Raw genomic sequence first — 19,069 nt, 5'->3', positions numbered from 1 at the left:
TATTATGAAAGCGGATTCATTCCCTGATCTCAGACACATACTATCCTTAACTTATTGTTTCATAGAATTGCTCTTTATTTTGTCAGGTTGCTTCTTTTTTGCATAATAAATGTCCTCTTATTAAGTGTCCAAGTTCATTAGGGGATAAAGAGGGGATATCAGAAAGTATGCAAGAGGGTTTTGACGATGAATAAGGTGGATGCTACCATAAAGAGGAAGGGAAGGAAAAATAAAAACAGAAAAGGCAGGGGTATCCATGAAAGTAAATAAACTACTATGTTTTGCAATTCCATTGATGTTATTAGGTGGTTGCGGAACAGGTGCATCAACAGACAAACCAAAAGATAAAGTTGAGTCTAAAGCAGAAGCTAAAGAAACAAAATCTGATGTTAAGAAAGTAAGAGTCTTAGCAGAAGACTATCCTCAATATTTAGTAGACTTAGGTAATGAGTTTGATAAAGCATTCTCAACGTTTAGTAATACGGTAAAGGAAGCCTTTGACGGTAAGAAAACGAATCAAGACATCTTAGATAGTATAGATGAAGTAAACAAAGTAATTGCTAAGTTTGAAGCAATTGACCCACCTAATAAATATGTAGACGACCAAAAAGATATTGAGAAAGCAATCGTAAAGTATAAGAAAGCATTTGCATTGGTAAAAGACGCTCATACAAGAGATAAGTCAAACTCAAATGATAAGAGAACAGACAAGGAAATTATTGAACAGGCTGAGAAGATTATCAAAGAGGGTGACAAGTACTGGGTTGCAGTCTACAAAGAAATGAAAAACGAAATAACAAAGTCCAAAGGTGGAGGGGTATCATCTCAAGACCTAAAGGATACAAGTAGTGGTTCAGGGGTAGACTATGATGCGGTTCAAAAGAACGTACTAGATGGTACAGAGTTAATTGCCAACTGGGGTGTAAACCGTGATGATGGATTCAAACCGTTATTCATCCTAAAAGGTGGAAGCCCTAAGACATTTGAGGTATATACCGCAGGCGATTATCCAAATAAAACAAACTATATCGAAGGTACATGGGAGTACGATAAGTCTAATATGATGTTAAAACTACATATCTCAAAGCAAATGGCAAATGGAGTAGTAGCAGAAGTTGTTCATAAAGACATAGATTACAAAGTACAAAACTATGACACAAAGCATTTGCAATTATTTAATGAGAATTCAAAAGCTACAACTAGATATGTAAAACAACAGTAAAATAAAACAGTAAGAACAATTCGTGTGAGGGACTGGGTTTGTAATGAACCTAGTCCTTTATTCATATGGAGGTGTATTTTGGATTTTTAGCTTGGGGTGGGTTCGTTTTTAAAGTTTTTATATTAATAAATATATATATAATGTTAATCTTGTTAAAAAATGTTATTATTCTATATGTAATATTGTTATTCATACAAGGGGTAACAAATAAATGGGAGGGTGGGATTAAAATGATTAGTGATTTAAAAAGAGCGGCCTTATCTTCATTAAAAGGTAGATGGGGTTTGGGAGTAGGGGCATCGCTTCTGTATAACCTCATTTCAGGTATTGGTATGCTTATTATAGGACTTCCAATTTTTCTATTGAGTATTTTATTGATGGCTGCAATAATAGGGTCTAATGCTTCAATTACAGGAGAAGAAACGTTAAGTGTGGTAATCTTTTTAATTTATGCATTTACTTTTGTTATTGCATGCTTTGCTTTTATAGCTGTACTAGGCATTATATATTATGGGTATTGTAATGTTACATTGCGTTTAGCGAAAAAAGAATCTACTACAATTGATGATTTATTTGAAGGATTCCGAAAAAAGAATGCATTTAGATCGATGAAGCTAGCGTTATTAATGGGTGTATACGTATTTTTATGGAGTTTATTATTAATTATTCCAGGTATTATAAAATGTTTCTCTTATTCTATGGCTTACTATATCATGTTAGATCATCCAGAATATACGGCAAGTGAAGCGCTTAAAAAGAGTCAAGAAATGATGAAAGGACATAAGTTAGATTTATTCATACTATCTTTAAGTTTTATCGGATGGTTTATTTTGGGGTATTTTACACTTAGTATTGGGTATCTTTGGATCTATCCATATTACATGACAACAATATCGCATTTCTACTTGAATTTAGCGAATAGAGATACAGTTATAGAGGAAAAAACAGCTATCTAGAAGAAATATTGTTTGTTTCATATTTCTGATGACAGTGCAACTTATTCATACAAAAGAAGCTTTCTCCAAAAAATCGTTATTTAACGACCTTTTGGGAAAGCTTCTTTTATTTTATCTCACGAAGCATCCGCATTCTCAAACTGACTATTATAAAGCGAAGCATAAAAACCATCAGCTTTCAATAACTCTTCATGATTACCTTGTTCTACAATATCCCCGTCTTTCATAACAAGAATTAAATCTGCATCGCGTATTGTTGATAATCTATGAGCAATGATAAAGCTTGTTCGGCCTTCCATGAGGTTTTCCATCGCTTTTTGGATAAGCACTTCTGTACGAGTATCAATTGAGCTTGTTGCTTCGTCGAGTATGAGTATTTTCGGATCCGCTAGAAGGGCGCGGGCAATTGTTAGTAGTTGCTTTTGTCCTTGGGATACGTTGCTTGCTTCTTCATTTAATTCCATGTTGTATCTATTTGGTAAGGTTTTGACGAAGCTATGAGCATGAGCTGCTTTCGCTGCTTCGATTACTTCTTCGTCGGTTGCGTCCAGTCTACCGTAACGGATATTTTCCATGATTGAACCGTTAAATAGCCATGTGTCTTGGAGTACCATGCCGAACATGCTGCGCAGGTCTTCGCGGGTGAAGTCTTTTATGTCGTGACCGTCTATGCAGATGGCACCGCTGTTTATGTCATAGAAACGCATTAATAATTTTACAATCGTTGTTTTCCCTGCTCCGGTTGGCCCGACAATTGCTACTTTTTGACCAGGTTTAATGTGAGCTGAGAAATTGTTTATGATGATTTTATCTGGATTGTAGCCAAATTGAACATCTTTGAAGGTTACTTCTCCGTTTACTTCTTGCAGCTTCACTGGATTTTCTGATTCTGGTGCTTCCTCTTCTTCTTCTAAAAATTCAAAAACTCTCTCTGCAGCTGCTGCGGTTGATTGAAGTACGTTCGCGATTTGAGCTACTTGAGCGATTGGTTGCGTAAAATTTCTAACGTATTGAACAAAGGCTAAAATATCTCCAACTGCAATGGTTCTCTTTACCGCAAGCCATCCTCCTAAAATAGATACAGCGACGTAACCGATATTACCGATAAACATCATAATTGGCATCATCATTCCAGATAAAAATTGAGACTTCCATGCCGAAGTGTAAAGGGTATCGTTAACCTCTTCGAATTTTTTCACTTCTTCTTCTTCTTTGTTAAAGGCTTTTACGATATTGTGACCACTATAAATTTCTTCGACTTGACCGTTCACGTGTCCTAAATACTCTTGCTGGGATTTGAAGTATTTTTGGGATCTCTTTACGACTCCCATGATGAGCATCATGGATACTGGCAATATTAAGAGCGCCACTAATGTCATTTGCCAACTTATTGATAACATCATGATGAATACACCGATGATTGTAATAACGGATGTTATGATTTGCGACATACTTTGGTTTAAAGTTTGGCTTACAGTATCTACGTCATTTGTAATTCTCGATAATACTTCTCCGTGCGTTGTTTTATCAAAGTATTTGAGCGGCATCCGGTTGATTTTTTCATCAATTTCTTTTCTGAAGTTATACGATACTTTTTGGGCTACTCCTGAAATGATATATCCTTGTATAATAGCAAACACAGTGCTCGCTATATATAATCCAAGGAGTAACAGGACAATGTTTCTGATATAGCCAAAGTCAATTGCAGCACCAGGAACTCCCGTTACTTTGTCTACGAGTCCTTCGAAAAGCTTTGTTGTGGCTTTCCCTAAAATTTTTGGACCAACGATTGTAAAGGCGGCACTACCGATTGCGAAAATGATGACGACCATAATTGATAACTTATATGGCTTTAAGTATTGAAGTAACTTATTCATCGTTCCTTTGAAGTTTTTCGCCTTCTCAATCTTTTGCATGCCGCCGCCCATATGGCCGCCGCCATGACCACCTTGTCTTCCTGTTTCTACTTTTCGCTCGCTCATGATGACAACTCCTCTCTTGAAAGTTGTGATAAAGCAATTTGCTTATAAACCTCACAGTTCTCCATAAGCTCCTCATGAGTACCAGTTCCTACTATTTTTCCTTCATCAAGTACGATGATCTTATCTGCATTCATAATTGTACTGATTCTTTGGGCAACAATTAAAACAGTACTTCCTGCAATCTCATTGTTTAAAGCCCTGCGTAGTAGCGCGTCTGTCTTAAAGTCAAGAGCTGAGAAACTATCATCAAAAATGAAGATTTCTGATTTCTTAGTAAGAGCACGCGCAATAGAAAGCCTTTGTTTTTGACCACCGGAAACATTCGTACCACCTTGTGATATCTCTGTTTGGAAGCTTTCAGGTTTCGCGTTAATAAACTCCATCGCTTGAGCAATTTCAGCGGCTTTTACTAGTTCTTTTTCAGCAGCTTCTTTCTTACCGTATTTTAAATTACTTTCGATCGTACCTGAGAATAGAACTCCCTTTTGCGGTACATAACCAATTTTCTCTCTTAACTCCTTCTGAGCTACTTCTTTAATGTCAGTACCATCTATTAATATTTCGCCGCTTGTTACATCGTAAAAGCGTGGAATTAAGTTGATAAGTGTCGATTTCCCGCTACCTGTACTTCCGATGAAAGCTGTCGTTTCTCCAGGTTTTGCAGTAAAGGTGATATTGGAAAGCACATCTTCTTCTGCATCTGGATATCTAAAGCTAACATTTTTAAATTCAACGTAGCCTTTCTTGTCTGAAGCGAATGTTTTTGGCTCCGCTGCGTCACGAATGGTAACGTCAGTATCTAGAACTTCTGCAATGCGCTGCGCGGATACAGAAGCACGTGGTACCATAATGGATACCATAGAAATCATTAAGAAGGCCATGATGATTTGCATTGTATATTGCATAAATGCCATCATATCACCAACTTGCATATGTCCCATATCCACTTGGTGTGATCCAACCCAAATAATAAGTACAGTAACGGCATTCATGATAAACATCATCATCGGCATCATAAATGTCATTAAACGGCTTACAAATAAATTTGTTCTTGTTAAATCTTGATTTCCTTTTTCAAATTTCTTTTCTTCATGCTTTTGATTATTAAAAGCACGAATAACGAGCATACCTGTTAAAGATTCACGAGTGATTAAGTTAATTTTATCTACTAACTTTTGTATACTCTTAAACTTAGGGATTGCGATGCTAAATAAACCAATGACTAAGCTTAAAATTGCAATTACCGCAACTGCGATAATCCATCCCATTGAAAGGTCTGTAGTAAGTACCTTAATTATGCCGCCAATACCTAAAATCGGTGCATAGACTACAATTCGAAGCAGCATAACCATAAGCGTTTGTACTTGCTGAATATCATTTGTACTTCTTGTGATTAAAGATGCAGTGGAAAACTTATCAAACTCCGCATTCGAAAAACTTGTAACCTTCCGAAATACTTTCTTTCTAAGATCTCTGCCGAGTCCGGCAGCTACTTTTGCAGCAAGTAAACTTACAATAACGGTAGCTGCCATACTCACTAAGGATAAAAGGAGCATTTTCCCGCCAGAAGTAAGAATATAATTGGATTGAAGCTTATCTGTCTTGATACCGATCGTTTTATACTCATTCTCAATAAATGTAACAGCTGACTGTGTTACCATGCTGCCTGGCATCTTTTTAAACTTTTCATTTGCCTTTTCTTTCATTGCATCAATTTTATCTTGAGGTAGTTTCGCAATCACTGCGAAAGGATCTGTATTTGCCGGGAGCTTCATCGGTGTTTTGTTATCACCTGACGGAGGGAAAGCGGAGGCACCGCCTTTTTCAATTCCTTGTGTAATTAACATTGGCTTTCCAAAGATATCGTTAAGTTCGTTAATTGTATTTGTATCCTTTGTATGTAGCTTATAAAGCGGTTCTTTATCAAGCTGCGGATAATCTTTTAAGTCATTTTTTAACTCACTTTTAGAAAGATTGTTCTTATCTAAAAGTACATAGTTGTCAGCTACTTTTTTCTTTTCATTTTCATTCATAAAGAGCTTGAGTTTATCCATCTCACTTTTACGAATAACCTTAGGTACTGCGTTTTCTACACCTTTTTGTTGAATACCGACATTCACAATGTTAGACATGTAGTCTGGCAGTGATAGGTCACATACTGCTTGTATGGATAAAAGACATATAACTGCAATGATTGAGGTAACAAATGGTTTTAAATGTTTGATTATCTTTAACATTTAATTCATCTCTCCATTTTCCTTTTCAAATTTTTTTAGCTTTTTCTTTTTTCTTCAGTTTACCCGCTCTTTATCTATTTTCGACTACAGACTAATTCTATGACTATATTAAGATGTAATGCAACTTTTAGAGCATAGAATAATAAATATAAAGTTTCACTTTATGGATTTTTTATATTATTTACTTTTGCACTAAATGCTGTTACTATATTGATATCGTTTTCATAATTTAATGCATACTTTTTTGAAAGCGCTTAATTGAAAAAGCATATGCATTTCAAATGTATGGCCTGTTGTAAATTTTTCTAAATACAAGCAGTTCCTCTGTCACATGTTATTGGAGAAGGGGAGTTGCTTTTTATTGTTAAAACTATGAAAAAATGAATGTATGATGTGAGGAGGTATCGTTGTGAAAAACAGTTTTGTTTTTCACAAGAATATATATGGGTAATGTAGGATTATTGATTTCTGGTGCAGCGCTCTTTTTAAATAGCCTTGTGATGCTAGGAAAAGCAGACGAAAAGAGTGCAGGTGTTTTTAATTTATTTGTAGGTGTACTGCAAATTATTATTCCTTTCTATTTAATTGTAGTATCTGATCAAAGTAATTGGACAGTTTATTTATATGCAGCTACTTTTTTATTTGGTTTAACTTATTTATATGTAGGAGTTACTTTCATTGCAGGATTGAAGGGTGATGGATTAGGCTGGTTTTCTCTTTGGGTAGCGATTATTGCACTATTCTACATGATTGTAGCTATTATACATTTTCATGATATCGTTAATGCGTTAACTTGGTTCATGTGGGCATTTCTATGGTTCTTATTTTTTATTTCTAATGTACAGAAAAAGAGCATCAATCATTATGTTGGAAAAATAGCCTTTGTACAGTCATGGGTTACACTAACTTGTCCTGCTCTTCTTTCCCTTATAGGTGTATGGGAAACTTCTTATGTATATAATTTATGGATATGTATATCTATTCTTTCGATTATATATTTCTGTGTTTGTACGTTTAAGTTGAAAGGAAATGTAAATGCTGTTCATAAAAACATAGATACGCACACCATTGAAAAGTGTGGAAAAACCAAGTGAAGTTAATTTACTAACCTATTTATTTAGAAAAACGCGATCAATTCCTAATTGATTATTAGAAATTGATCGCGTTTTTTATTATGAATGAGTAAACCTTCATTGTGGATGAATTGCAGCAAGTGAACAAACAATATATATCCATTTTCATTTTTCAACATCTTCGTCTAGCTCTGCCTCCTAGGCCCTCATGTCTAAGAACCTTCCACACAAGAAGGTTCTTAGACATGAGGGCCTAAACAGTCGGCTCCGCTTTTCTTTATGATCCAGCTCCAACTGCTAGAACAGTCGGTGGCTTCGCGTCTTCCGCCGAGGCAAAAAGCGCTTCTATGCATGGCCAGATACTCTCGCCCGCGTAAAAAAAAGAGGATTTTTTAATTTATATTTATATAGGTTCAACACAAAAAGCCACGATACTTAATAGAGTAACATGGCTTTTTACGTTGTTTGATAGAATTGACGGTTTTCTAATCAAACACTTTAATTATACAGGTTATGACATTACGAATACAAAAGTTGGCCAAATAACTTTTGTAATATAAGGATATCACTTTATAGAGTATTTAAAATTAATATTTTTTCCTTTAATAACTGAAAAAAAAGAGCGTTTTCAAGACTCTATTTGTGGGTACGGTTTTTATAGTGCGTATTTTTTTACGATAGATTCTCAATGGTACTCGAAAGTGTACAAAAGGTTATCAAAATTACTAATAGAGATAATGAGAAGCATGGAATTAAACTATATAAATTCATTTTAAGTTTTTGACATATAAGTTGTTGCTATGCAAGGCCAGATTCTCTCGTCCCTTCTTAAAAGAAAGGGGTTTTTATGTTGTTTTTTAACTTATATATATTAGAGGTCATTCTATTATTATGGTAAAATTATCAATAGTTTATAATAAATTCTAATATCTATCTTTAATTAACAATAAACAATAGTAATATATATAGAATTCCGATTATATAAATCCATTTTAATTTTTCGACATATAGGTCTCTGCTATGCAAGGCTAGATGCTTTCGTCCTCTCCTAAAAAGAAAGGGATTTTGACGTCGTTTTTCAATTTGTATTTATATAGCTTTAAAGTCTTGATAGTTTTGAGGGAAGGTAACAGATTAATGCGTAATTTTATTTATAGTTTAATAGATGATAAAGCAATAAAACGACAAATTTTTATACTGGAGGCTTTAAATCGTGAACCAAAATTAGTATCTTCTCAAAATTTTGCAGATCAGCTACAGTGTTCGACACGAACAATCATGAATGATATTTCTCAATTAAGAAAGAAATTGCCAGGGAATTGGGAAATTATTAGTGTTAAAACGAGAGGATACACTTTAAATAAACCGGTGGAAGAGTCTGTATTACCTGTGATTCATTCTTATTTGACAGAAAGTGTACTTTATAAAGTTATGTTAGAAATATTTCATAATAAGTATTACACATTAGAAAAATGGTCACAAATTTTATATATGAATAAGTTAACTTTGAGAAACCATTTAAAAGATTATAATAGAATTTTAAATGAAAGTAGGTTAAATATTAAATTCAGAAATCTTCAACTAGAAGGAGATGAAATGAATATAAGATATTACTATATTTGTTTCTTTTACTTTACACAACAATTTTCAGATCAATCTGTATTACCTATTGAGTTAAGAAAAAAACTTTTATCTATTCTCTATCGTAACGAAGTTCACATGGATATCTTATTGTTACGCAGTATTGTTTTTGTTTTTATAAATCGATTTTATAATAAACATTGTGTAACGAAAGAAATAAAATTCAAGCCTATATACAGCCGTAAGCAAGCAACTTGTCTTAATGAAATGATTATAGAAATTGAGAATTATTATAAGATCAAATTTCCAAAATACGAAAAAGATGCACTGCATTTATTTTTATTTTTCGGATTAATAAGTACAAGTTCACAGGGAAAGGCAATGCTTGAATATGTAAGTGAATGTGATCAGGAGGTTTATAAAAAATTCATTAATCTTATTACTACCCTTTTAATATACAATCAATTACCGAATGAATTGAAGGGAAAATTGAAAGCTGAAGTAATTCCGTATTTTTATATGGTGTGTATTTTAAGAGAACTTCATTTTTCAATTCGTCATGTTTTTGATCCAATAAATTCTTTAGATAGTGTATTATTGCGAAATTATAAGGAAAATCTCTCCTTAATTTCTAATTGGAATGAAACATATAATGAGAAAAAATTTACGAAAGATGAAATAAAATATATTGCCTCTCATGCAACAGCGATTCTTAACTCAATTTGTAACGAAATAAACATTGTACTTGTATTTTCTGGGACAACCGTTGAAAAAAATCTTATTTATAGGAAGTTAAAACAAAGCTTAGGGGAAAATGTAAATATAGATAGGATACCAAATTATAATATTAAATATGATTTTATTATTAGTAATTGTCAATTATCAGATACAGGGGCACCTGTCATTTATATTTCTCAAATGTTGACTGCAAATGAAATCGATTCTATAAAAAATCGTATTTTTAATTTAAATTAAAGCTAGAAGTAGCGAAATGCATTCATAATGAAACGAGAAAAACTGGAAATTTTGATTAAAGATATACGGATGAAAATCATTGATAAAAAAGTCCTGGAAATCATAGTTCCCAGGACTTTTTATCAAATTGGTTAAGAATCATAGTATGATTTAACTTAAATCTTTAAGTAGATTATTTTCCCATGGAACAGCACTCAATAGAGTTTTTTTATAATTAAACAAGTGCGATACGTAATTAATACTATACTTATCTTTATTTATGAATTCTATATCATTTGCGTTAAAGTGGCTGCCGATACGAAAGGCGTTAAAATACTCGTGCCAATCTGAATAAGAATGTTGTGAAAGTCGTGCAGCCTGTATCATAAAGTTCTTTGCTTCCTGTTTTGATAAATAACCGAGTCTTCTACCGACCCGACATAAACAGATACACCATGCATAATCAAACGCTGCAATTCCGGAATCCGTCAAAATATGTAATCCGTAATTAGCAATATAAAGTTTTTCATAGTCAGGATGGTCTTTCGATAATTGCTTTCGCGCTGCCTCGGAAAGAGGAGTCAATTGATGGCGTATACGATTAAATTCCTGCCGTGTTCCTTCTTCTAAAAACCAAATGATTTTCTCTTTTAACTCCGTCGAATTTTCGATCTTCCATGTCCATAACACGTTCTTCAAAAAACGTTTCCCAATAAAGCGGTCTCTGATAAGGGTGAATTCATATCGGGTAAAATAGTTTGTAAGATAAACACAATTTAAACAAACGGAAGACAGACAGCGGAAATATAGTTCGAGCTGTTTCTCTCGTTTTCTTTTATATAAAACAGGCATTCTGTCTCCTCCTTATGCTAATGTTTTAAGCCTAACGAATTTCCATGCTTCCCAAATAAGTGGGAGTAGGAGAAGTAATGCATATTTAGATGGTAATGGGGTTAAAACAATAAGAATCATAAAGATCAAATAAACCCAGGTACGGCTAATAAATAGAAATAAAAAGTATAGCGCATAGCCGATAATAAACTTCATATTTATTTCTTGTTTCTGTCTCTTCTCTGGAATTTCAGTGTGAGCTCGAATACTGTATGAACGAAATTCTAAGCGTTCCGGATAACGCTTTACCACATCCAACGCCCTAGTGGCTACAGTTTCTGTATCACCTGATTCGAACGAATACTTCACTAATAAGAACTGTGCGTCCATATGCTCCGGCTGAATCGAAAGTAGATGCTCACAGTCCTTGATAGCATCTGCAAACTGCCCACGGTCATAGTAAATCTGGGCCCGATAAAGTAAACCATCTGGGTCATCCGGGCAAATGACAAGTATGTCATTGAATGATTGTAACGCACGTTCTTTATTTTTGATGCGCAAATAATAAATGCCCTGCATGCGTAAAAGCTCTGGGTCTTCTTGATAAAGATCGTATGCAAAATCGAGTGCACTTTTTGCTGCTTCTAAGTTATTATTCATAAGTGTGTGCTGGACTTCTTCACGTAAATGTAAATACGCTTCAAAATCTAGATCATCACTTTTCTTGAAAATATCATAACGCATTTCCTTTGCACCGTTAATTCTCTCTAGAAGAAATTGTACCGTTTCTTCACTATATTCAAACTCTAACTCCTCTTCTTGTTCACTAAAGTGGAATACATTGTCGAGAAGTTCCCAAGTTGAGCGTGGGAAATGGTAATGATATTCTAAAAAATCTATTAATCTATCTTGAATTGCTGCAGCATGTTCTACGTTCCAGATCACATCGGAACTTAATAAGTTTTCCCAATTTTTTGGTTCAATCCGTGCAAAGAAATCGTCATACAGCGTCTCGATTTTTTCCATAAATACGTGAACAGGATGCTCTGAAACGAGAGTCGCAGCAAGTTCAGTGTTCCCATCAATCCATGTAGGAAATGCAGGATTGATATAGGAGTTCTCTTCGTTTTCATCCGTTTTTTCTAGTTGAGAGGGAGGTGTGCTCTGCATTTGTTTTGCATTTTTTATCGCTTTATCAAATGCTTCTCTCAGTCGCTGGTATCCTTCAGGATCGTCTTCGGGATGATAAATCTTTAGAAGTTTTGCATAAGCCTTTTTAATAGCTGGAATATTGTCGGTAGGCTCAATTTCTAGTGTTTCCCAAATGCTCATGAATGACTGATCCACCTTTCTATATTCTCTAAATGCTCTTTTAATACACGAGCAGCTTCTTTCACTTTTTTATCATCTTGCGTTGTGAGCACACTTTCAAATTGTTGTAACAAGGTAGCGACTTTTTGGCGTTCGTCACCGAGTAACTCTTCATAGAGCCGTTCACCTTTTGCGAGCAGTAATCGGTTTTCGGACCGGTCTCGGGGATGAATTTTAATTTCTTTCAATTCCAAAAGTCTGGCTTCGATCTCTTTTTCCGTAAGGTTTCCGGCATTTTGTTGAATAACGGCTCTTTTTTTCTCTCCAGTTGTTGTACTTATCACTTCGACTTCGAGAATACCATTAATATCGTATGTATAACGTACGTCAACAGACTCCTTCCCAGCAGGAGCGGGGGGGATTTTGATTTTGAGTTCACCAAGTTTTAAGTTGTTTTTTACTAGACGATGTTCTCCCTGATAAACATCAACAAGTAGAGATTGCTGTCTATCATTGACGGTATAAAGTCGTTCAACTCTGCTTACAGGAATCGGTGTATTTCTCTCGATAATAGGGAAGAAATATCCGGACTCTTTTGTACCGTCTCTAAGTTCTTGAACAACGTTTGTTCCTAACGTATATGGACAAACATCAGTTAAGATGACTTCTTCTAACGCTTTGTTCCGTTCTTTTAAAGCAACCTGAATCGCAGCGCCTAAAGCAACCGTTTCATCAGGATTAATATTCGCATAAGGCATACGTCCGAACATTTTAGAAATGACGGATCTGATAAGCGGCATTCTTGTCGCACCGCCAATTAGAATGACAGCATCTAAATCATTAGGATTTAGCGACGCATCACGAAGTGCGCGTTCAATAGGATAGCGAAGGCGTAAGAGAAGCGGGGTTACCAATTTTTCAAATTCGCTTCTATTGATATGAGTTTCGTATGTTTTATTATTGATAGCGACTTTCATACCCGCTGTAGGCTTATCACATAATGTGAGCTTACAACGTTCTGCTTGTGTATAAATTAACGATAAGGTTTTTGAATCAAGTGAATCAGAATCGAGTTGGTGTGACTCTAAGAAAAAGGTCATTAGGCTTTTTGTGAAGTCTTCGCCTCCGAGGTAATTATCGCCGGCAATTGATTTAACATCCATCACTCCTTCAAATAATTCCAAAATGGACACGTCGAATGTACCGCCGCCTAAATCAAATACAAGAAATTTTGTTTCTGCCGCTTCCTGGTACAGTCCGTAAGCGATGGCAGCTGCCGTTGGTTCACTAATAAGCCGTTCAACTTTTAATCCAGCAATTTCAGCAGCCAGTTTCGTAGCCTTGCGCTGAGCATCGTTGAAATAAGCTGGAACGCTAATAACAGCACCTGTAACCGATTCATTTAAATAAGCTTCTGCATCTTGTTTTAAAGATTGAATGATAAAAGATGAGAGCTCTTCTGAAGAAAAATTGTATGTATCTAATTGGTATTTTTTCTCTGTCCCCATAAATCGTTTAAACGTTGATGCTGTAACGTGCGGATGGGTAATAAGTCGCTCTTTAGCAATGTGTCCGACTAAAATTTCACCGCTCTCTTCAACGCTGACGACCGATGGTGTAAGATATTCGCCAAGTGCATTCGGGATAAGAGCTGCGCCGTTATCCGACCAATAGGCTACTAAACTATTCGTTGTTCCTAGATCAATTCCAATCGTTGCCATAATAATCTCCTCTCTTTTTCATCTATCTTACTATACCATTATAATGAGGAAAAGTATGAGAAAAATGGAATCATAAGGTTGTATTTCTTGAAGGGGAGGGAATGAAGATCTGGCTATTTTAGTAGTTTAGAATAGGGCAGGGATTTTGGTAGTTATAAATCTAATTTTCAGCATTAACTCAGAAGGTGGATTTTTGCGGAGTTAAATGAAGGATAAAAGGAATCTGAATCGTAAATGCTATTTATGAATTGAATAGCCAGTATATGAAACATGAAGAAGATGAGTTCTATAGTAAATAGGGCTCATCTTCTTCATGTTTCTTTTGATTTAGATAGATGATTACGTTGGGAATGATAATGGCGGAAAGAAGAATAGAAATATAGCATACATAGAATAAGAGAATGTACAGATCAGTATGGTTAGAAACGAAGTGTAGCATAAATGATACATGTTTTATATTGAAAATCATTGGCAATAAATATTTTAATAGATTAATTTACAATATTTTGCTATTATGAAAAATATGGTTAATATAGGTAAAAAAGGATTAACTTGAATATTGAAGCGTACCGCAGAATTTGTAACTGGCTTAATCGGAGGAATCTTTGGATGTCTATTTTCTCGGCTTGTTGTATTTGGTCTTGTTTCCTACGCTACTTTTGGAGATAGCGTATCGTAGGTACATTAGATAATAAAATTATGTAACTATTTCAGTGTTTTAATAAAGTTAGAGTATTGAAATAGTTACATAGAGTAACTATTTAAAACCTAGTGTTAACTGTATGTTAGGCAAGAAGGGGGAATAAAAACTTATATGCGTAGTTTCATTTAATAAGGTTTGAAAGCGCCTTCGTCTTTATAAAACGTAAAAGTTTTTCCAATAAGTAAAAGGGGTTGTCGTATTGAAACAGAAGAAGTTATTGTCACTATTTGTAGTATTTCTTATCTCGTTAACCACGTTTATGCAACCAATGGTAACTTTAGGTGCTGGGAACGATACTGTAAATGGTTCTAAGATTAATCAAGAGTATGTAATTAAGAACCCAGATGGAACTCCAAAAGTAGAGTTCAAAAGAGGTGAACAAGTTACTTATAATATAAACGTAGCAACTAAAGGAGACCCTAATACCGGTGTTGCTTTAGACTACAAAGTTAGATTAGAGTTACAGGATGCTAGGGCTTATCTTATTGAGATTCCAAAACATCAAGGTTATATTAGTGACGTAAAAGGTTTTGTAGAAAATGGTAAAAGGGTAGCGGTTATTTCACTATCAAAAGTACCTAATGATACTAAAGTAACGATTCCTGTCAAGTTTAATTTTCATGACGATGCACCTAACGGTCATACAGTAACCCTAAGTGCAACATTACAGTCAGACACAGGAGAAAATTTAGCTTTTGCTAATGATGTATTGTTTAAGGTTTTTGTACCTGTAACTCCTAAAGTAACAAAAGATGTTGAGGGTAAAGACCATTTAGAAATTGCAAAAGGTAAAGAGTTTAATTACAATTTAAAAACAGTAGTATCAGAAAACTTAAAGGGATATGAGTCTTTAACTCTTTCTGATACATTAGATAACAATTTAACAATTGTAGGTACAAAAGTACTTGTTGATGGAAAAGAATCAGAATTAAAAGCTAATGTTAATAAACAGTTGGTAACATTAAAATTAACTCGTGAGCAATTAGAAGTGATCAAAGGTAAAGAGATTAAAGTTGTAGTTACATCCAAGATTAACGAAAACGCACCTATTGAAATGATAAGTAGCAAAGCAAATATTCGATTAAACGATAACCCTTCGGAAGATTCTAATGTTGTAACGGTAATGCCTACTAAAGAAGAATCAACTAAAGAAGAACCAACCAAAGAGGAACCAACTAAAGAGGAACCAACTAAAGAAGAATCAACTAAAGAAGAACCAACCAAAGAGGAATCAACTAAAGAGGAACCTTCTAAGGAAGAACCAACTAAAGGGGAACCAACTAAAGAAGAACCTAAGCAACCGCAAAAAGAAATTCCTAAGATGAATCAAACTAATAATTCAACAGTTACTCTAATTGGTACATTGTTAGTATTAGGAGCATTATTTTCATTCTTTATTGTAAGACGTAGGAAGAATTCTTAATATGGTAATAAAGAAACCTTCATGCATAAGTATGAAGGTTTCTTTATTACAGTTGAACCATATTTAGAACAGCAGATATTAAAATGTTTAGTATATTTTAATAGGAGACTAGGAGGTTTAATATGAGAAATAAATTCTTATATGTGTTAATCGGATTAACCTTTGTAACTGGGATTGGTTTGATTGTGTACCAACCTCTTTTTAATTATTATGTAATCCCGAAACAACTAGAAAAATCGTATGAAGAAAACTATAACAAAATAACTACAAATGGGATAAAAGAGAACGTATACAATTCAAGTAAAAAGGTAAATGCTTTTGATTACGATAGTGTACAAAGTGTAGACGAGTTTGATTTTAATTCTGTAAAAGGTAAATTAGATAAAAACATGATTATCGGGTTGATTTACATTCCGAATGTACATATTAAACTCCCTATTTTATACGGTACAAATTATGAGACAATGATGCTAGGTGCAGGTACTTTAAAACCGAATATGACGATGGGTGTAGGAAACTATGTACTTGGTAGTCATAGTATGAGAAATAAAGAGTTATTATTTACACCTACAAGAAATATGCGTAAAGGAGATTTAATATATTTAACAGATAAGGAGTATGTATATACGTATAAAACAACTTCAAAAGATGTTATTTCTCCAAAGGAAACACATGTAATGGATGATAAGAATGGGTTAAATGAAGTAACATTGATAAGTTGTTATGACAGTAAAGGGGAAACAAGATTAGTAGTAAAAGGGAGATTAGAATCAAAGAAAAAGCTAGAAGAGGTAGATGGAAAAGTTAAGTCTCAACTAACGAGTTATTAAGAGTTTCAATAATTTAGTGGAGTTAATATAGTCATATAGACACGACTTAGTTAAGTACTTACAATGGATTTCAAGGAGGAAGTGCTCGTAGGACAAACAAGAAATTTAATGAAGAGTTTAAATGATGGTTGAGTTATATTGTTTGGGACAACCTGTAAAACAATTAAGCAGCGAGTATGGGGCTCAGCTCATTGCCATAAAGTTTAGACAAATTTGTATCGATACTAGAAGTTCTATCGGGATGCTATTAATAGAAAGAAAAGTAAGGGCAGCGGAGAGATACACATATCTCGGCTGCCCTAATCGTATACTATATAGAGTTTGTCCGCTTTTTAACAATCGGAACATGAAGAAAGTAATTCATAATTTATATAACTAGAGTCATAGTAAATAAATTGGTTTCCTCCTAAATTTAACCATCCATTTTGTTCGTAATATACTTTATAGGATTCATTATGATGTAATGTTCGAATCACATTGCCGCTTGTAGAAGGTTGATCTCTTACATTCACATTATCACCTGTAATCGTAGCAACACCTATATAGTTGCAATAACAAATATAACTAGGATCATAATAAATAAATTCATTTCCCCCTAAGTTTAACCATCCATTTTGTTCGTAAAATACTTTATAAGACTCATTACGATGTAATGTCCCAATGACATTGCCGCTTGTAGAAGGTTGATCTCTTACATTCACATTATCACCTGCGATTGTAGCAACTCCTATAAAGGAGCTGTTAGGTCCATTATTATTGTTATTAATATTCAAATCTACATAGGCTATATTACAATCGACATTCCCGTTAATGCCTTGTACACTTCCGGTATCTGTGTATTGCCAAATATCACAATCCATTCCTGGACCCCTTGTATTATAACGTGCGACCCACAATAAAGTATTTTGTAAACGAGAAGGGTTTAGACTATTCTGGAAGAAATATAAATTGCTATAAACTCCGGTACTAGTATATCCTGCATTTTTTAATTCTGTTAAAAATGCATTCACAGCATCTGTTAATGTATCCGGATCTAAATTTCTATCATTGACTTCTACATCGACAAATACAGGGGCAGTTAATGTTACGCTCTGTAAATTTTTAATGAAGAAAGCAGCCTCTTGTTTCGCATCATTAACAGAAATTGCTCGAAAAAAGTGGTAAGCCCCTGTCAGGATGCCAACATTATTAGCGCCATTGATGTTGTATTGAAAGGTTGGATCTACATAATTGGTACCTTGCTCAGAACCCTCTGTTACTTTTGTAATCATAAAGTTTACTTGGTTAGGATCATTCTTTACTTGATTCCAATCAATTGTCCCTTCATGGTGACTGACATCAATTCCAAAAGACATAATATAACACTCCTAAACTGTTTATTTAATATTTTGAGGTATTATACTACTTTATATTCTAAATCTTTTAAATTGTTAATGAATGTTTAAAGAGATTTATACCATTTCTACTATTTGTGATAAGTGTGTTTATGTTAATGTTAAATAAGAAAAGACATCCAAAAGGATGTCTTTTCTTGTTTTCTAGATCTACATATTAATTGGTTTTTTACTGTAAAGATGGTGATTCTTAACTAGAAAATTTAATTACTCGAAAATTATCTCCTTGTATATTTCTAATATCTAAAGCTTCTCTATCGTTAGTATGTCCTGTTAAATAAACAGTTTCTGCATCCTTTTTTACTACAAACATTGCATGATAGTAACTTCCGCCTGATTTTTTTTGAAGTTGTATAACATCTCCAACTTCAATATCTCTCATAATATTTAATTTATCTGGTGTAATTACTTTTTGAGTTTTACTCCAAAAAGTATAAAAGTCTTCGACGTTTATCCATGTACTAGATTCAGTGAAAATATTATATCCTTGTTTTTTGCTGTACCAGTAATTTTTATTTGTATCAATTCCTGAAGGTGGTATAGTTGATGGAAGTGTTTCTTTTATTCCACCAGCTTTTAGAATTTGAGAGACATAATTCATACAATCGTTTGGATCCCATTTTGCATACTCAGGATTCCTCTTATTCCACCAGTTCTTCGCATAATCTAATGCATTTTTTATATTAAGTTGTTGATTTTCTGCTAAATTATTAGTCACTAATTCATCTTGGTTTTTTTGATAGTTATCTATTGTTGATGCTAAAGCAATTGTATTGTCTAGTGTATTTTGAGTGACCAAAATGCCAAAAAATAATGTTGTGCACATAATTTTTTTCTTAAATTTCATACAA

At 34.0% G+C, this 19,069-nt stretch carries 13 protein-coding genes; 6 read left to right on the top strand and 7 right to left on the bottom strand.

What is annotated here, in order from left to right:
* The first annotated feature begins 256 nt into the window (after positions 1 to 256).
* A complete protein-coding gene (locus BM350_RS09405; protein WP_090918297.1) occupies positions 257 to 1,222 on the top strand; it encodes a DUF7018 domain-containing (lipo)protein in 966 nt (321 codons plus the stop codon).
* A 230-nt stretch (positions 1,223 to 1,452) separates the two neighbouring features.
* Positions 1,453 to 2,178 carry a DUF975 family protein gene (locus BM350_RS09400; RefSeq protein ID WP_090918299.1) on the top strand — a complete coding sequence of 242 codons (726 nt, stop codon included), beginning with the start codon at positions 1,453 to 1,455 and terminating at the stop codon, positions 2,176 to 2,178.
* 116 nt (positions 2,179 to 2,294) lie between these two features.
* Here BM350_RS09400 and BM350_RS09395 read toward each other — a convergent pair whose 3' ends face one another.
* The gene (locus tag BM350_RS09395) at positions 2,295 to 4,160 is read right to left on the bottom strand and encodes an ABC transporter ATP-binding protein (protein ID WP_090918301.1); all 1,866 of its coding nucleotides are present in this window, start codon (positions 4,158 to 4,160) and stop codon (positions 2,295 to 2,297) included.
* Positions 4,157 to 6,397, bottom strand: a complete 2,241-nt coding sequence (locus tag BM350_RS09390) for an ABC transporter ATP-binding protein (RefSeq protein ID WP_090918303.1) — start codon at positions 6,395 to 6,397, stop codon at positions 4,157 to 4,159. Before BM350_RS09390 ends, BM350_RS09395 begins: the two co-directional genes overlap by 4 nt.
* Positions 6,398 to 6,840: 443 nt before the next feature.
* On the opposite strand from BM350_RS09390, the gene BM350_RS09385 reads away from it, so the two are divergent.
* Positions 6,841 to 7,491: an AmiS/UreI family transporter gene (locus tag BM350_RS09385; protein ID WP_244547962.1), complete on the top strand. Its 651-nt coding sequence runs from the start codon at positions 6,841 to 6,843 to the stop codon at positions 7,489 to 7,491.
* Between the two features lie 1,116 nt (positions 7,492 to 8,607).
* Positions 8,608 to 10,026: an AcpB/EbpR/MafR family transcriptional regulator gene (locus BM350_RS09380; RefSeq protein WP_170857671.1), complete on the top strand. Its 1,419-nt coding sequence runs from the start codon at positions 8,608 to 8,610 to the stop codon at positions 10,024 to 10,026.
* Between the two features lie 150 nt (positions 10,027 to 10,176).
* Here the strand turns inward: BM350_RS09380 and BM350_RS09375 are convergent, their stop codons facing one another.
* The 3 genes from BM350_RS09375 to BM350_RS09365 are packed head-to-tail and all read right to left on the bottom strand — an operon-like array spanning position 10,177 to position 13,868.
* Entirely contained in the window at positions 10,177 to 10,857 is a 681-nt protein-coding gene (locus tag BM350_RS09375; protein WP_090918309.1) for a DUF1266 domain-containing protein, read from the bottom strand.
* Positions 10,858 to 10,869: 12 nt separating this feature from the next.
* Positions 10,870 to 12,168, bottom strand: coding sequence for a J domain-containing protein (locus BM350_RS09370; protein WP_090918311.1), 1,299 nt, complete (start codon positions 12,166 to 12,168; stop codon positions 10,870 to 10,872).
* Positions 12,165 to 13,868 (bottom strand): molecular chaperone HscC, encoded by a 1,704-nt coding sequence (locus BM350_RS09365; protein ID WP_090918313.1) that lies wholly within the window; start codon positions 13,866 to 13,868, stop codon positions 12,165 to 12,167. The genes BM350_RS09370 and BM350_RS09365 overlap by 4 nt, the downstream gene beginning before the upstream one ends.
* A 902-nt stretch (positions 13,869 to 14,770) precedes the next feature.
* Between BM350_RS09365 and BM350_RS09360 the strand changes: the two genes are divergently transcribed.
* The gene (locus BM350_RS09360; RefSeq protein WP_090918315.1) at positions 14,771 to 15,994 is read left to right on the top strand and encodes an isopeptide-forming domain-containing fimbrial protein; all 1,224 of its coding nucleotides are present in this window, start codon (positions 14,771 to 14,773) and stop codon (positions 15,992 to 15,994) included.
* Positions 15,995 to 16,116: 122 nt separating this feature from the next.
* A complete protein-coding gene (locus tag BM350_RS09355; protein WP_090918317.1) occupies positions 16,117 to 16,824 on the top strand; it encodes a class A sortase in 708 nt (235 codons plus the stop codon).
* A 332-nt stretch (positions 16,825 to 17,156) separates the two neighbouring features.
* Here BM350_RS09355 and BM350_RS09350 read toward each other — a convergent pair whose 3' ends face one another.
* Together BM350_RS09350 and BM350_RS09345 are read right to left on the bottom strand one after the other, a co-directional pair.
* Positions 17,157 to 18,179, bottom strand: coding sequence for a GH25 family lysozyme (locus BM350_RS09350; protein ID WP_090918318.1), 1,023 nt, complete (start codon positions 18,177 to 18,179; stop codon positions 17,157 to 17,159).
* 229 nt (positions 18,180 to 18,408) lie between these two features.
* Entirely contained in the window at positions 18,409 to 19,065 is a 657-nt protein-coding gene (locus tag BM350_RS09345; RefSeq protein ID WP_090918320.1) for an amidase domain-containing protein, read from the bottom strand.
* Positions 19,066 to 19,069: the final 4 nt, after the last annotated feature.

It is taken from the genome of Bacillus sp. 103mf (assembly GCF_900116295.1).
Taxonomy (GTDB): Bacteria; Bacillota; Bacilli; order Bacillales; family Bacillaceae_G; genus Bacillus_A; species Bacillus_A bruguierae.
Note: the sequence above shows the minus strand (reverse complement) of the source record. Positions and strands in the feature narration are given on the sequence as shown.

Excerpts from the sequence above, each read along its gene's own strand:
- BM350_RS09405 (WP_090918297.1), top strand. The coding sequence starts at position 257 with ATGAAAGTAAATAAACTACTATGTTTTGCAATTCCATTGATGTTATTA.
- BM350_RS09400 (WP_090918299.1), top strand. The coding sequence starts at position 1,453 with ATGATTAGTGATTTAAAAAGAGCGGCCTTATCTTCATTAAAAGGTAGA.
- BM350_RS09395 (WP_090918301.1), bottom strand. The coding sequence starts at position 4,160 with ATGAGCGAGCGAAAAGTAGAAACAGGAAGACAAGGTGGTCATGGCGGC.
- BM350_RS09390 (WP_090918303.1), bottom strand. The coding sequence starts at position 6,397 with ATGTTAAAGATAATCAAACATTTAAAACCATTTGTTACCTCAATCATT.
- BM350_RS09385 (WP_244547962.1), top strand. The coding sequence starts at position 6,841 with ATGGGTAATGTAGGATTATTGATTTCTGGTGCAGCGCTCTTTTTAAAT.
- BM350_RS09380 (WP_170857671.1), top strand. The coding sequence starts at position 8,608 with ATGCGTAATTTTATTTATAGTTTAATAGATGATAAAGCAATAAAACGA.
- BM350_RS09375 (WP_090918309.1), bottom strand. The coding sequence starts at position 10,857 with ATGCCTGTTTTATATAAAAGAAAACGAGAGAAACAGCTCGAACTATAT.
- BM350_RS09370 (WP_090918311.1), bottom strand. The coding sequence starts at position 12,168 with ATGAGCATTTGGGAAACACTAGAAATTGAGCCTACCGACAATATTCCA.
- BM350_RS09365 (WP_090918313.1), bottom strand. The coding sequence starts at position 13,868 with ATGGCAACGATTGGAATTGATCTAGGAACAACGAATAGTTTAGTAGCC.
- BM350_RS09355 (WP_090918317.1), top strand. The coding sequence starts at position 16,117 with ATGAGAAATAAATTCTTATATGTGTTAATCGGATTAACCTTTGTAACT.
- BM350_RS09350 (WP_090918318.1), bottom strand. The coding sequence starts at position 18,179 with ATGTCTTTTGGAATTGATGTCAGTCACCATGAAGGGACAATTGATTGG.
- BM350_RS09345 (WP_090918320.1), bottom strand. The coding sequence starts at position 19,065 with ATGAAATTTAAGAAAAAAATTATGTGCACAACATTATTTTTTGGCATT.